Source organism: Streptomyces sp. NPDC001549 (assembly GCF_042894025.1).
Taxonomy (GTDB): domain Bacteria; phylum Actinomycetota; class Actinomycetes; order Streptomycetales; family Streptomycetaceae; genus Streptomyces; species Streptomyces kutzneri.
Window position 1 is genome coordinate 98,700 of record NZ_JBIAVJ010000018.1, and the last position, 13,640, is coordinate 112,339.

Here is a 13,640-nt window from a genome sequence, read left to right on the forward strand (position 1 = left end):
CGCTCCGGGCCTGTGGACGGCGGCGGCGGGAGTTATCCACAGGGCTTTCGGGATCGGATCATGCGCGGGACCTTCGTGGCATGACGAACAACCACGAATCACGCACCCCGTCCGACCGGCCTTCCATCAGCCCGGCCGGAGCCCCCACCGGACCCCAGATCACCCTGCGCAGCCCGGCCGAACTGGCCGACGCGCTGCCCTACATGCTCGGGTTCCACCCGACCGACTCCCTCGTCATGGTCGCCGTGCACGGCGAGGGCGGGCGCTTCGGCGGCCGGCTGCGGGTCGGTATCCCCAGCTCGCCCGCGGAATGGGAGGACACGGCCCGACAGGTCGCCGAGTGCCTGATCAGGGGCAGCGAACGGCGCGGCGGCAAGCCCGACGGCATCGTCGTCTACCTCTGCCAGGAGCCGGGCGGGGAGGAGAGCGGCCGGCGGGTGATGGCCCGGCTGCGGCCGCTCGCCCAGGGGATCCGGCTGGCCTGCGGCGCGCTGGACGTGCCCGTACTGGAGGCCCTGTGCCTGTCCGCGGGACGGTTCTGGTCCTACGTGTGCCCCGACGAGCGGTGCTGCCCGGCCGAGGGCAGCCGGCTGGCCGCCGTCGGTACCTCGGTGCTGGCCGCGACGGCCACCTTCGCTGGACTCCAGGTCAGGGGCTCCCTCAAGGAGATCGAGGGCAGGATGGCACCGCTGCGCGGGGCCGTGGCCGAGGAGGCGGAACGGGCTCTTGACCGGGCCGCCGCCGCCCTGATGCCCCGGATCCTCGACGGGGCCACCCGCGAGGAGGTAGGCGCCGAGACCATCGCCCTGGCGCGGACCCTGATGCGGCGCCTGACGCTGGCCCCGCCCGTCGAGGGCGGCGCCCACGCCGACGACTGGGACGACGCGCTGCTCGGCCACGACGAGGCCGCCTCACTGATCCTGGGCCTCCAGGACCGCGAGATCCGGGACATCGCGGCGGAATGGATGGAGGACGAGGACGCGGCTCCGGCCCTGCGGCTGTGGCGGGCCCTGTCCCGGCGCTGCGTCGGGGCCTACGGCGAGCACGCCGCCGCCCCGCTCACCCTCGCCGGATGGGTCTCGTGGTCCACGGGGGACGAGCCGACCGCCCGGATCGCCTTCGGCCTGGCCCTGCGGGCGGACGCCGAGTACCGCTTCGCCCAGCTGCTCCACCACGCATGCAACGAAGGGATCGACCCCGAGGGGCTGCGGCAGTGCCTGCGGGAGGAGCGGCGCCGCCGGGAGCCCCGGCGCGGGCGCTCCTCGGCCGGTACCCGTCCTCCCGGCCGACGGGGCCGGACGGCCCCCCGCCGCGGGTCCCGCCGTACCGCGGGGAGCGAACAGTGAACGCGTACCGGTTCACCTCGTCCGGCGGTCCGGTACGACCGCTCCGGCACGCCCGGGGCCTGCCCCGGCGGCGCGGCCTTCACCCCGGGCACGCCCGGACGGCGCCCGGGCCCGTGACCCGGGCGGGGGTGGGGGCGTTCAGCTGGGGGGTGGTGGGGGCCCGGCCGCGCCGCCGCCCAGCTGAACCGACCGGAGCGCAGACAAGGCGACACATGTCTCACCCCGCACCTCCCCGCCCGCCCGGCGTGCCCGCCGCCCGCAGGTCCGAACTGCCGCCCGTGCACGGCGCCGTCATCTGCGTCGCCGCGCCCTGTCTGGTCATCTCCCCGGAGCACGGCCAGCTGACCGGTCAGGGGATCGACGGGATCTACCGATCCGGGCGCCGCCTGCTCTCCCGCTGTGTGCTGCGCGTCGGCGGCCGTGACCCGGTCGCCGTGCAGGGGCGCAGCCTCGCTGCCGACCGGGCCGTCTTCACCGCCACCGTGCGCACCGGCGCCGAGCCCGGCCCCGACCCCGACATCGGTGTGGAAAGGGTCCGCCACGCGGACGGCACCGAGCGGATCACCCTGCGCAGTTTCACGGCCCGGCCGGTACGCCTGCCCGTGGAGGTGCTGCTCGGCACCGATCTGGCGGAGCTGGCCGCCGTGGCCTCCGGCCGGGCCGGGCCGGAGCTGCCCGCCGGGGTGCACGCCGCCGGGCTGCGCTGGAGCACCGGCGAGGCGCAGGCCGTGACCGCCGCCGACCCGCCGCCCGACGACGCGCTGGCTTCGGCGGGGCTGCTGCGCTGGCAGCTCGAACTGGCTCCCGGCGAATCCCGCACCATCGAGCTGCGGACCACGCAGCACCGGGTGGGGCGGGCCCCCGCCGGGCAGGTGGCGAACCCGCTGGCCGATGCCCGGGCCGAAGGGGACGATCCGAGGGCCGAGGCATGGTTCCGGACCAGCGTCGAGGACCTGGGCGCGCTGCTCCTGCGGGACCCCGAGGAGCCGGGCGACGCCTTCGCCGCGGCGGGAGCGCCCTGGCGGCTGGGCCTGGCCCCGGCGGAATCGCTCTGGGCCGCCCGGATGGCACTGCCGCTCGGGACCGGTCTCGCCGGGGCCACCCTGCGCATTCTTGCCCGGACCCAGACCGAGGAGCGGGGGCCCGACCTCGGGAAGATCCCGGGCCCGCTGCGCGGAGCGGGCGCGCAGCTTCCGCCGGGGTGCACCGGCACCGAGGCGACCCTGGCCTTCCCCGCGGTGCTGGCGGAGGCCCGGCTCTGGGGCATGCCCGAAGAGGAGGTGGCCCGGCTGCTCCCGGCCGCCGAGCGGTGCCTGCACTGGCTGCGCGGTGTGCTGGGGGACGACGGCTTCCTGGCCGATCCCGACCCGGGTCCGCGGCGCTGCGAGACCCAGGCCCACGCCCATCGGGCCGCCGTGCTCGGCGCCGACCTGCTCGCCGCGTGCGGACGGCCCGGAGCCGAGGAGTGGCGGGAGCGGGCGGCCGGGCTCCGGGAGCGGTTCCGGGCCGGATTCTGGATCGACGGCCCGGACGGCGGCCGGCCCGCTTCGGCCCTGCACCCCGACGGGAGACCGCTGCCACGGCTGACGGGGGCCGCCGCCCACCTGCTCGACACCGGACTGCTCAGCGGCGGCCGGCTGGCCCCGGGACTCCTGGACCGCACCCGCGCCGAGCAACTGGCCCGGCTGCTCGGGGCCCCCGCCATGGATTCCGGATGGGGGCTGCGGAGCATGGCCGTCAAGGAGCCGGGCCACAACCCGTTCGGCCACCGCTCGGGGGCCGTGCGGGCGTACGAGAGCGCGGTGGCCGTGGCCGGCCTGGCCCAGGCCGGCTTCGAGAAGGAGGCAGCGGGCCTGCTCGGAGGCCTGCTGGACGCGGCGGAAGCCTTCGGGTACCGGCTACCGGAGATGTTCGCGGCCGAGCAGCGCACCGCGGGCAGCGCCCCCGTGCCGCACCCGGCGGCCTGCCGGCCGGCCGCCGTGGCCGCGGCGGCCGGGATCCACGCGCTGACCGCCCTCGCCGGAATCCGCCCCGACGTCCCCGCCGGCACGGTCGCCCTCGCGCCCCTCCCCGGAGCCCCCCTGGGCGGGCTCAGACTCTCGGGTCTGCGGGTGGCGGGGGAGCCCTTCGCCGTCCGGATCAGCCGGCTCGGCCTCGGTATGGTGGAGGAGGCGGCCGATGCGCTCCAGTTGGGTGGCTGAGCAGCCTCACCCCGGTGAGGCCGGACCGACCGATCGAAGGCCCCCGCCTTCGGGGCACTGCCTTCAAGGTCACCAAAGCGCTGTTTATCGTCAGGCAGACGACTATGATCGCGTCATGTCGCCCTACGACCCGTCGGCCTATCCGCCCTTCGCCGTCACCGTCGACCTGGTCGTGCTCACCGTGCGGCGCCACGCGCTCTGCGCGCTGGTCGTCCGGAGAGGTGAGCAGCCGTTCCAGGGGCGCTGGGCGCTGCCCGGAGGATTCGTCCGCGGGGACGAGGACCTGGCGGGGGCCGCCGCCAGGGAGCTCTCCGAGGAGACCGGCCTGTGCGCGCACGACCCCGCCCTGCCCGGCGCGGGCAACGGGGCACACCTCGAACAGCTGGCCACCTACGGTGATCCGAAGCGGGATCCGCGGATGCGTGTCGTCAGCGTGGCGCACCTGGTGCTGGCTCCGGACCTGCCTGCGCCCCGGGCCGGGGGCGATGCCAACAGCGCGCGCTGGGCTCAGGTCGACGAGGTGCTCGCCGACAGCGACGAGGCCTCCACCGGGCTGGCCTTCGACCACGCCCGGATCCTCGCCGACGGTGTCGAGCGGGCCCGCTCGAAGATTGAGTACTCCTCGCTGGCCACCGCCTTCTGCCCGCCGGAGTTCACCGTCGGCGAGCTGCGCCGGGTCTACGAGGCGGTCTGGGGCGTGTCCCTCGACCCGCGCAACTTCCACCGCAAGGTCACCGGCACCCCGGGATTCCTGGTGCCGGCCGGAGGCACGACGACCCGTCAGGGCGGGCGTCCGGCCCAGTTGTTCCGGGCGGGCGGGGCCACCCTCCTCAACCCGCCGATGCTGCGTCCGGAAGTCTGACACCGCGGCGTACGAGGCGCCGCCGGCTGCGGCGGGAGCACCGTGCCCGATCCCGTGCCCGATCCCCGGACCGATCCCCGGACCGGGTCCGGCACCGGGTCCGGCACCGGGTCCGGCACCGGGTCCGGCACCGGGTCCGGCACCGGGTCCGGCACCGGGTCCGGCACCGGGTCCGGCACCGGGTCCGGCACCGGGACCGGACTCGCCGTCCGTGCGGGGCCCGGCGGCAGTATCGGCATTCCATCGGACCGGTTGCGCTGAATATCGGACATATCGCGTTATCTTGCTTGCGGTACCCACCCTGCCGCTGAGCGGTCTCACCCCCCGCGAGAGAAGCGATGCTCCAGGCCATCGGACTCACCAGCAAGCCCCGCCCCGACGCCCCGCCCCTCGTGGACGACCTCACCTTCGAGGCCCGCCCGGGGCATGTGACCGCCCTGCTCGGCGAGCCGGGATCGGGCAAGACCACCGCACTGCGGCTCATGCTCGAACTTGAACCGGGCCGCGGCGTCACCTACTTCCGCGGCCGCGCGCTGCACCGGATCCCGCACCCCGGCCGTGAGGTCGGAGTGCTCCTCGGCGACGTTCCCGGCAACCCCGCACGGACCGTCCGCAACCAGCTGCGGATGCTCTGCGCCGCGGCCGGGGTGCCGGCCTCCCGGGCCGACACCACGCTGGAGGTCGTCGGCATCGCGGGACTGCGGGACCAACGCCTCGGCTCGCTGTCGCTCGGCATGGAGCGCCGGGTCGCCCTGGCCTCGGCACTGCTCGCCGATCCGTGCACCCTGCTGCTCGACGAACCCGGTGCCGGACTCTCCCCCCGCGAACGCGGCTGGCTCCACGGACTGCTGCGCGGCCACGCCTCCCTCGGCGGCGCGGTGCTCTTCACCACCGACGACGCCAAGGAGGCCGCCCGCAGCGCCGACCGCGTCGTCAGCATCGACGCGGGCCGGCTCGTCGCCGACCAGGACGCGGCCGAGTTCGCCCGGACCAGGCTGCGGCCGCGGGTCGCCGTGCGCACCCCGCACGCGGCCCGGCTGGCCGACGTACTGGGCCGCGAGGCCCGGGCCGCGAGGCGCTCGGTGGAGATCGTCGCCGAGAGCGGCAACCGCCTGTCGGTGTACGGCAGCAACTGCGCCGAGGTCGGCGAGGCGGCGTTCCGGCACGGCGTGCTGGTCCACCAGCTCGCCGACGAGACGGGCGACGCCGGTGCGCCGACGGCGCCCGTCCCGGCCGCGCGCACCGCGGCCGGACCGCCACCGGAGCCCGGCGCGGCCCGCACCGAAGCCATCGCCGAGTCTGTCGCGGAGGCCTCCGGCGAGCACCCCCGGCAGATCCGCCCCGGGCGCCCGGCCTCGGCCGTGCGCCGCGTGGGCGGCCCGCTGCGTCCCCTGCGCTACGAGTTGCTCCGGGTCTTCGGGACCGCCACCCCCATCCTCACCGCCACCCTCGTCGTCGCCGTCTCCGTCCTCACCGCCCTGGTGCTGGCCCGGGCCGGGCAGACCCCCCAGAACCGGCTGCTCGCCGCCTGGCCCGAACTGCTGCCGCTGCCGCCCGCCGCCCTGGGCGCGGGCCTGCTCGGCGCGCTGGCCTTCGGCGAGGAGTACCGCTACCCCGCACTCGCCGCCGACCGGGGCACCGTGCCCCGCCGAATGGGACTGCTCATCGCCAAGCTGGGCATCTGCGCCGCCCTCGCGCTGCTGCTGGGCGCCCTGACGGTGGCCGCCGACGCCGCCGCCCTCGCGTTGGTCTTCGACAGCGGCCCGCTGCGCACCCCGGTGGAGTGGCTCTCCCCGGCCGTGAGCTGGGCCGGGCTGCTCATCGGCTGCGCCTGGTCCGGCGTACTGGCCTCCGGTGTCTTCCGGTCCGCCACCGCAGGACTGGCCGCGGTGCTCGCCGTACCGGTGATGGTGGTTCCGCTGGTGCGCAAGGTGCTGGAGGGCTCGTCCGCGTACCCGTCGACCGGGCTCGGGTCCCGCCTGCGCGGCCTGACCTGGGGGCAGTGGCCGCCGGAGGTCGACCGCCTGCTGGCGGGGGCCCTCCGGGTGATGGCCCAACCCGTCGGGACCGCCCTGGTGTTGTCGCTGATGGTCCTGTTGTGCGCCTATGGGTTCACCGGACTGCGCAGCCGGGTCCGTTGGTGATCGTTCCGGTTCGGGAGAAGTCGCGGACGGGACCGTTGCCGTCCGTGTCGCGTCAAGCGGACCGCAACTCCCCGCAAAAGGTCTGGTTCTTTACGATAAGTCGTCAATTGCGTAGGTGGCACCGATCACCCTTTCGTGTGCTTTTCACCAAAGACCTCAAGGGTCGTGGAGGCACGGCCGACAAAGGATTCGTGAGTACCCTTGCGCACACCATGATGACCGCCGCCCGCCACGCCGACTCCGGCCTCGCCGGCCCGGGCGAACTCGACCGCTACCCCTACGCGGAGACCCCCGGGTCCGACCGCGTCGGAGCACCCCACTGGGACGGTGCCGACGTCGAGTTGAGCCGAGTGGGCCGCCGAGCGGCAGGCAGCCGCGGACGCGGACTGCACGGCCAACTCGTCCAGCAGCTCGGCCAGATGATCGTTTCCGGCGACCTCGGTGCGGACCGCCCGCTGGTCCCCGAGGAGATCGGCCAGCGGTTCGAGGTCTCCCGCACGGTCGTCCGCGAATCGCTGCGGGTCCTGGAGGCCAAGGGCCTCGTCAGCGCCCGCCCCAACGTCGGCACCCGGGTCCGCCCCGTCGCCGACTGGAACCTGCTCGACCCCGACATCATCGAATGGCGCGCCTTCGGTCCGCAGCGCGACGACCAGCGCCGCGAGCTCGGTGAGCTCCGCTGGACCATCGAGCCGCTCGCCGCCCGCCTCGCCGCCGGCCACGGCCGGCCGGACATCCAGCAGCGCCTCGCGGACATGGTCGAGATCATGGGCCACGCCCTCGGCCAGGGCGACGCGATCACCTTCGCGCGCGCCGACAACGAATTCCACGCGCTCCTCATCCAGGTCGCCGGAAACCGCATGCTGGAGCACCTCTCCGGCATCGTCTCCGCCGCCCTCCAGGTCTCCGGCAGCCCGATCACCGCCTGCGACCGCCCGAGTGAGACCTGCGTCGCGCACCACGCGCGGATGGTCGAGGCCCTCGCCGCGGGTGACGCGACGGGCGCCGAGAACGCCATGCGCCAGCTCCTGACGGTTCATCCGGAGGTCGAGCGCGTGGTCCCCGCCCCGCGCGAGCACTGACGGGCGGACGCGCGGGGGCGCGGGGGTGCAGAACGTGTCGCCGGGCCCGGTCGGGTCCGGCGACACCGGCGTGAGGCCCCCTTTCGTGGCGGTTCGGGATGCGCGGAACACCGGGTTCGACCACAGGAGCGGCACTCGTGCGTACGGGGTGTGACTCGGGCCACGAAGATTGGGCGTAACGCTCTGCGAGGTCACGCGATGACGTAAGAGGTGATGGCCGACGGAGGGAAGACAGCAGCCCTTGGGGGTGCTGTGCAGCTCCCCGGCCCCTGCCCGCGCCGCCGGCCCATCCCCGGTCGGTGGTCGTCGGCTCCGGTCCAGCACCACCAGGCCCGGGGTCGGAAGCCGTTCCCATCGTTCCGAGAGGTTGTTCGTGTCGGCCAGCACATCCCGTACGCTCCCGCCGGAGATCGCCGATTCCGAGTCTGTGATGGCGCTCATCGAGCGGGGCAAGGCCGAGGGGCAGATCGCCGGCGATGACGTGCGTCGGGCCTTCGAGGCTGACCAGATTCCTGCGACCCAGTGGAAGAATGTTCTGCGCAGCCTCAACCAGATCCTCGAGGAAGAGGGTGTGACGCTGATGGTCAGTGCCGCGGAGTCGCCCAAGCGCACCACCCGCAAGAGCGTCGCAGCCAAGAGCCCGGCCAAGCGGACGGCCACCGAGCCCGTCAAGAAGACGGCGGCCAGGACGACGGCGGCGCAGCCCGCGGCCACCCCCGTCCCGGCGGACGCGGAGATCGCGGAAGCTCTCGCGGGAGAGCCCGGAACGGAGCCCGCCGCCAAGAAGGCGGCGGCGAAGAAGACGGCGGCGAAGAAGGCCGCGCCCGCCAAGAGGGCCGCTGCCAAGAAGACCGCGACGAAGAAGACCGCCTCCAAGAAGGACGCGGACGAGGCGGGCGAGGACGAGACCGCGGACGAGGGTCCCGACGCCGCCAAGGCCGAGGCCGAGGAAGAGGAGGAGGGCGGGGAGAACAAGGGCTTCGTCATCTCCGACGACGAGGACGACGCCCCCGCCCAGCAGGTCGTGGTCGCCGGTGCCACCGCCGACCCGGTCAAGGACTACCTCAAGCAGATCGGCAAGGTCCCCCTCCTCAACGCCGAGCAGGAGGTGGAGCTCGCCAAGCGCATCGAGGCGGGTCTGTTCGCCGAGGACAAGCTGGCGAACTCCGACAAGCTGGCGCCCAAGCTCAAGCGCGAGCTGGAGATCATCGCCGAGGACGGCCGCCGCGCGAAGAACCACCTGCTGGAGGCCAACCTCCGCCTCGTGGTCTCCCTCGCCAAGCGCTACACGGGCCGCGGCATGCTCTTCCTGGACCTGATCCAGGAGGGCAACCTGGGTCTGATCCGCGCGGTCGAGAAGTTCGACTACACCAAGGGCTACAAGTTCTCGACCTATGCCACGTGGTGGATCCGCCAGGCGATCACGCGCGCCATGGCCGACCAGGCACGCACCATCCGCATCCCGGTGCACATGGTCGAGGTCATCAACAAGCTCGCCCGCGTGCAGCGCCAGATGCTCCAGGACCTGGGCCGCGAGCCCACCCCGGAGGAGCTGGCCAAGGAACTCGACATGACCCCCGAGAAGGTCATCGAGGTCCAGAAGTACGGCCGTGAGCCGATCTCCCTGCACACCCCCCTGGGTGAGGACGGCGACAGCGAGTTCGGCGACCTCATCGAGGACTCCGAGGCGGTCGTCCCGGCCGATGCCGTGAGCTTCACGCTGCTGCAGGAGCAGCTGCACTCGGTGCTCGACACCCTGAGCGAGCGCGAGGCCGGCGTGGTCTCGATGCGCTTCGGCCTCACGGACGGCCAGCCCAAGACCCTCGACGAGATCGGCAAGGTCTACGGGGTCACGCGTGAGCGGATCCGCCAGATCGAGTCGAAGACGATGTCGAAGCTCCGGCACCCGTCCCGCTCCCAGGTGCTGCGCGACTACCTGGACTGACCGGGCGGCTTTCGGCGGCGCCGGCCGCCGCCGAAAGCCGATGGGGACGACAGGGCGACGGGGCCGCGCGGGTGCGCTCGGCCACCGGGCGACCCACTCTGGGTGGAGTCATGCACACTCGGAGTCAGGAGGCCTCATGCGTCGTCCCTTTGCCCGTGCTCTGGCGGGAGCGCTGACCCTGGCGGCGGGAGCGGCCGCGGCGCCGTTCGCCCAGGTGCCGCAGGCGGCCGCGGACAGCGTGGTGATCGGCGGGAAGCCGGTGAAGGTGGCCGACAGCCCCTGGGTCGTCGCCCTCGCCAGCCGTGACCGGTTCGGGGGTACGCGGGGCGGGCAGTTCTGCGGAGGCGTGGTCGTGTCCCCGACCAGGGTGCTGACGGCGGCGCACTGCCTGGGCAGCCAGGTGCTGGGCGGCCCGGTCGAATCCGTGGCCGACTTCCGGGTGATCGCCGGGCGTACGGAGCTCCGGGCGGCCGAGGGCCGGGAGATCGCGGTGCGCGGGGCGAAGGTGAACCCGGCCTACGACCCGGCGAGCAACGCCGGGGACCTCGCCGTTCTGGAGCTGGCCGAGTCGGTACCGGCCCACTACGTGCTGCCCATGGCGGGGGCGGGGCACCCCGCCTACGCCGCGGGGACCGAGGCGGCGGTGTACGGCTGGGGCGACACGAGCGGCTTTGGTGACTACGCGTACGGGCTGCGTGCCGCTGGGGTGACGGTGCTGGCGGACGAGGTCTGCGGGCGCGCCTACCCCGGGGACGCGGACGGGCAGTACCGCGCGGAGTCCATGGTGTGTGCGGGGGACAGCGGCGGCGGCAAGGATGCCTGCCAGGGAGACAGCGGCGGGCCGCTGGTGGCCCAGGGGCGGCTCATCGGGCTGGTCTCGTGGGGCCGGGGCTGCGGGCGCGCCGACAGCCCCGGGGTCTACACGCGTATCGCCCCGTTGGCCGACTTCGTGCTGGCCCCGGAGACGGGCGCGGAGCCCGGGGAGGTCCAGGGCATTGGGCGGGGCGCCCGCGGGGCTTCTGGGCCGTACGCAGGGCCCGTACAGGGGCATCGCACGCCCTAGCCGAAGGGTTGCGGACGTGAGGACGGGCGGCGCCCCTGGGTCTCAGGGGTGCCGCCCGTCGACCGGCCTGGCCGGTCCTGGCTCGTCGGATGCGAGGTGCAGGCCTGTGTCAGCGGTCCTCGGGTTCGGCATTGGCAGCCGGAGCGGACGTGAGCCGCTCGGTCTCATCCTGTATTTCCGCGGCGATCTTCTTGAGTTCCGGCTCGAACTTGCGCCCGTGGTGGGCGCAGAAGAGCAGTTCACCGCCGCTCAGCAGGACGACGCGCAGATATGCCTGGGCGCCGCAACGGTCGCATCGGTCAGCGGCCGTCAGCGGGGTCGCGGGTGTCAGAACAGTAGTCACGTCGCCTCTTCTCTAGCTCGACGAGCTGTCGTACCAGGGTCAACATCCAACCAGGCCGAAAACGTTCCCGCTCGCGGCTTTTCCTCGAAACTTCCTTCCGAAGCTGGCCGGCTGCTGCCGGTTGGCGGCGAAGGAGCCGTATTGCGTTGCTTTACGGTTTCGCGTTGTCAGTCGTGCGCTTGTTGCAGTTCCATCCTCCCCCGGCGTGAGTGCCAGGTTGTTCATGAGGACGTGCCCGAACCCTAAATGGTTCATGCGCGGAAGGGAACGTGATGTTTCCTTCACCCGCGTGGGGGATCGAACATCCGTACGGATCTGGACTAGGCTGAGGAATGCGCGAGGGTGGCGTTGCATCGGCTCTACCTGGCCTCGGTACCCTTCGAGCGGCATCCGAGCCACCCCTGCGCCCGACCGGGCCAGAAAAGAAATTCAGCGAGGAGCGAACTGCGTGACCGCCGACACGTCCGTGCCTTCCAGCGCGCTGCTGTCCGGAGCAGACCGGGACGGTTCCAACTACACCGCGCGGCACCTGCTCGTCCTCGAAGGGCTGGAGGCCGTCCGCAAGCGCCCCGGCATGTATATCGGCTCCACCGACAGCCGGGGCCTCATGCACTGCCTGTGGGAGATCATCGACAATTCCGTCGACGAGGCCCTGGGCGGCTACTGCGACCACATCGAGGTGATCCTCCACGAGGACGCCTCCGTCGAGGTCCGGGACAACGGCCGCGGCATCCCCGTGGACGTCGAGCCCAAGACCGGCCTGTCCGGCATCGAGGTCGTCATGACCAAGCTGCACGCCGGCGGCAAGTTCGGCGGTGGCTCGTACGCGGCCTCCGGCGGCCTGCACGGCGTCGGTGCCTCCGTGGTCAACGCCCTCTCCGCCCGCCTCGACGTCGAGGTCGACCGCAACAGCGCGACCCACGCCATCAGCTTCCGCCGCGGCGTCCCCGGGATGTTCACGGAGCAGGGCCCCGACAGCCCCTTCGACCCCGCCAACGGCCTGCGTAAGGTCAAGCGGGTCACCAAGGGCAAGACCGGCACCCGGGTCCGCTACTGGGCCGACCGGCAGATCTTCCTCAAGGACGCCCGGCTCAACCTGGAGACGCTCTACCAGCGCGCCCGCCAGACGGCCTTCCTCGTCCCGGGCCTGACCCTGGTCGTCCGCGACGAGCGCGGCACCGACGGCGCCGGCAAGACCGAGGAGACCTTCCGCTTCGACGGCGGCATCAGCGAATTCTGCGAGTACCTCGCCCAGGACAAGGCCGCCTGCGACGTGCTGCGCCTGAGCGGCACGGGCACCTTCAAGGAGACCGTCCCGGTCCTCGACGACCGCGGCCACATGACCCCCACCGAGGTCACCCGCGAGCTCGGCGTCGACATCGCCCTGCGCTGGGGCACGGGGTACGAGACCAACGTCAAGTCCTTCGTGAACATCATCGCCACCCCCAAGGGCGGCACCCACATCTCCGGCTTCGAGCGCTCGGTCACCAAGACCGTGAACGAGGTGCTGCGCTCCGCCAAGCTGCTGCGGGTCGCCGAGGACGACGTGGTCAAGGACGACGCGATGGAGGGCATGACGGCCGTCGTCACCGTCCGCCTCGCCGAGCCGCAGTTCGAGGGCCAGACCAAGGAGGTCCTCGGCACCTCGGCTGCGACCCGGATCGTCGCCGCCGTGGTCGCCAAGGAGCTCAAGGCCTTCCTGACCTCCACCAAGCGCGACGACAAGCAGCAGGCCCGCGCCGTGATGGAGAAGATCGTCGCGGCCGCCCGGACCCGTATCGCGGCCCGTCAGCACAAGGAGGCGCAGCGCCGCAAGACCGCGCTGGAGACCTCCTCGCTGCCCGCGAAGCTGGCCGACTGCCGCAGCGACGACGTCGAGCGCAGCGAGCTCTTCATCGTCGAGGGCGACTCCGCCCTCGGCACCGCGAAGCTCGCCCGGAACTCGGAGTTCCAGGCGCTCCTGCCCATCCGCGGCAAGATCCTCAATGTCCAGAAGTCCTCGATCTCGGACATGCTCAAGAACGCCGAGTGCGGGGCGATCATCCAGGTCATAGGAGCCGGCTCGGGCCGGACCTTCGACATCGACGCCGCCCGGTACGGCAAGATCGTGCTGCTCGTGGACGCCGACGTCGACGGCGCGCACATCCGCTGCCTGCTGCTCACGCTCTTCCAGCGGTACATGCGGCCGATGGTCGAGGCCGGCCGGGTCTTCGCGGCCGTGCCTCCGCTGCACCGGATCGAGCTGGTCCAGCCGAAGAAGGGCCAGGAGAAGTACGTCTACACGTACTCGGACAACGAGCTGCGCCAGACCCTGCTGGAGTACCAGCGCAAGAACATCCGGTACAAGGACTCGATCCAGCGCTACAAGGGCCTCGGCGAGATGGACGCGGACCAGCTGGCGGAGACCACCATGGACCCCCGCTTCCGCACCCTGCGCCGGATCAACATCGGCGACCTGGACTCGGCCGAGCAGGTCTTCGACCTGCTCATGGGCAATGAGGTGGCCCCGCGCAAGGAGTTCATCACGAGCTCCGCGGCGACCCTGGACCGCTCGCGCATCGACGCCTGATCCGGGTGCCGCCGGAGCCCGGCACCGAAGGCTCCACGGCATACCGGTGCTTTTCGCTCCATCACCTGTTGGAGTGAAGAGCACCGGT

Annotated in this window: 9 protein-coding genes; 8 read left to right on the forward strand and 1 reads right to left on the reverse strand. The window is 72.8% G+C overall.

Features of this window, described 5'->3' with window-relative positions; all coding sequences use genetic code 11:
- The first annotated feature begins 80 nt into the window (after positions 1 to 80).
- The 7 genes from ACFY04_RS26830 to ACFY04_RS26860 all read left to right on the forward strand — a co-directional run bounded on the left by ACFY04_RS26830 (position 81) and on the right by ACFY04_RS26860 (position 10,640).
- On the forward strand, positions 81 to 1,346 hold the full coding sequence (locus ACFY04_RS26830) for a DUF4192 domain-containing protein (RefSeq protein ID WP_389120344.1): 1,266 nt from the start codon (positions 81 to 83) through the stop codon (positions 1,344 to 1,346).
- A 212-nt stretch (positions 1,347 to 1,558) separates the two neighbouring features.
- Complete coding sequence (locus tag ACFY04_RS26835) at positions 1,559 to 3,547, forward strand: glycogen debranching N-terminal domain-containing protein (protein WP_389120347.1); 1,989 nt, start codon at positions 1,559 to 1,561, stop codon at positions 3,545 to 3,547.
- A 115-nt stretch (positions 3,548 to 3,662) separates the two neighbouring features.
- Positions 3,663 to 4,409, forward strand: a complete 747-nt coding sequence (locus ACFY04_RS26840; protein ID WP_389120349.1) for an NUDIX domain-containing protein — start codon at positions 3,663 to 3,665, stop codon at positions 4,407 to 4,409.
- 338 nt (positions 4,410 to 4,747) lie between these two features.
- The gene (locus ACFY04_RS26845) at positions 4,748 to 6,553 is read left to right on the forward strand and encodes an ATP-binding cassette domain-containing protein (protein WP_389120352.1); all 1,806 of its coding nucleotides are present in this window, start codon (positions 4,748 to 4,750) and stop codon (positions 6,551 to 6,553) included.
- 191 nt (positions 6,554 to 6,744) lie between these two features.
- A complete protein-coding gene (locus ACFY04_RS26850; protein ID WP_314248682.1) occupies positions 6,745 to 7,632 on the forward strand; it encodes a FadR/GntR family transcriptional regulator in 888 nt (295 codons plus the stop codon).
- A gap of 367 nt (positions 7,633 to 7,999) precedes the next feature.
- Positions 8,000 to 9,577 carry an RNA polymerase sigma factor gene (locus ACFY04_RS26855; protein WP_389120355.1) on the forward strand — a complete coding sequence of 526 codons (1,578 nt, stop codon included), beginning with the start codon at positions 8,000 to 8,002 and terminating at the stop codon, positions 9,575 to 9,577.
- A gap of 136 nt (positions 9,578 to 9,713) precedes the next feature.
- The gene (locus tag ACFY04_RS26860) at positions 9,714 to 10,640 is read left to right on the forward strand and encodes a serine protease (protein WP_389120357.1); all 927 of its coding nucleotides are present in this window, start codon (positions 9,714 to 9,716) and stop codon (positions 10,638 to 10,640) included.
- A gap of 109 nt (positions 10,641 to 10,749) precedes the next feature.
- Here ACFY04_RS26860 and ACFY04_RS26865 read toward each other — a convergent pair whose 3' ends face one another.
- A complete protein-coding gene (locus ACFY04_RS26865) occupies positions 10,750 to 10,983 on the reverse strand; it encodes a hypothetical protein (protein WP_030016583.1) in 234 nt (77 codons plus the stop codon).
- A gap of 448 nt (positions 10,984 to 11,431) precedes the next feature.
- Here ACFY04_RS26865 and ACFY04_RS26870 point away from each other — a divergent pair, with 448 nt between their 5' ends.
- Positions 11,432 to 13,552 carry a type IIA DNA topoisomerase subunit B gene (locus ACFY04_RS26870; protein ID WP_389120359.1) on the forward strand — a complete coding sequence of 707 codons (2,121 nt, stop codon included), beginning with the start codon at positions 11,432 to 11,434 and terminating at the stop codon, positions 13,550 to 13,552.
- Positions 13,553 to 13,640: the final 88 nt, after the last annotated feature.

Coding starts and splice junctions, on each gene's coding strand:
- ACFY04_RS26830 (WP_389120344.1), top strand. CDS start 81: ATGACGAACAACCACGAATCACGCACCCCGTCCGACCGGCCTTCCATC.
- ACFY04_RS26835 (WP_389120347.1), top strand. CDS start 1,559: ATGTCTCACCCCGCACCTCCCCGCCCGCCCGGCGTGCCCGCCGCCCGC.
- ACFY04_RS26840 (WP_389120349.1), top strand. CDS start 3,663: ATGTCGCCCTACGACCCGTCGGCCTATCCGCCCTTCGCCGTCACCGTC.
- ACFY04_RS26860 (WP_389120357.1), top strand. CDS start 9,714: ATGCGTCGTCCCTTTGCCCGTGCTCTGGCGGGAGCGCTGACCCTGGCG.
- ACFY04_RS26845 (WP_389120352.1), top strand. CDS start 4,748: ATGCTCCAGGCCATCGGACTCACCAGCAAGCCCCGCCCCGACGCCCCG.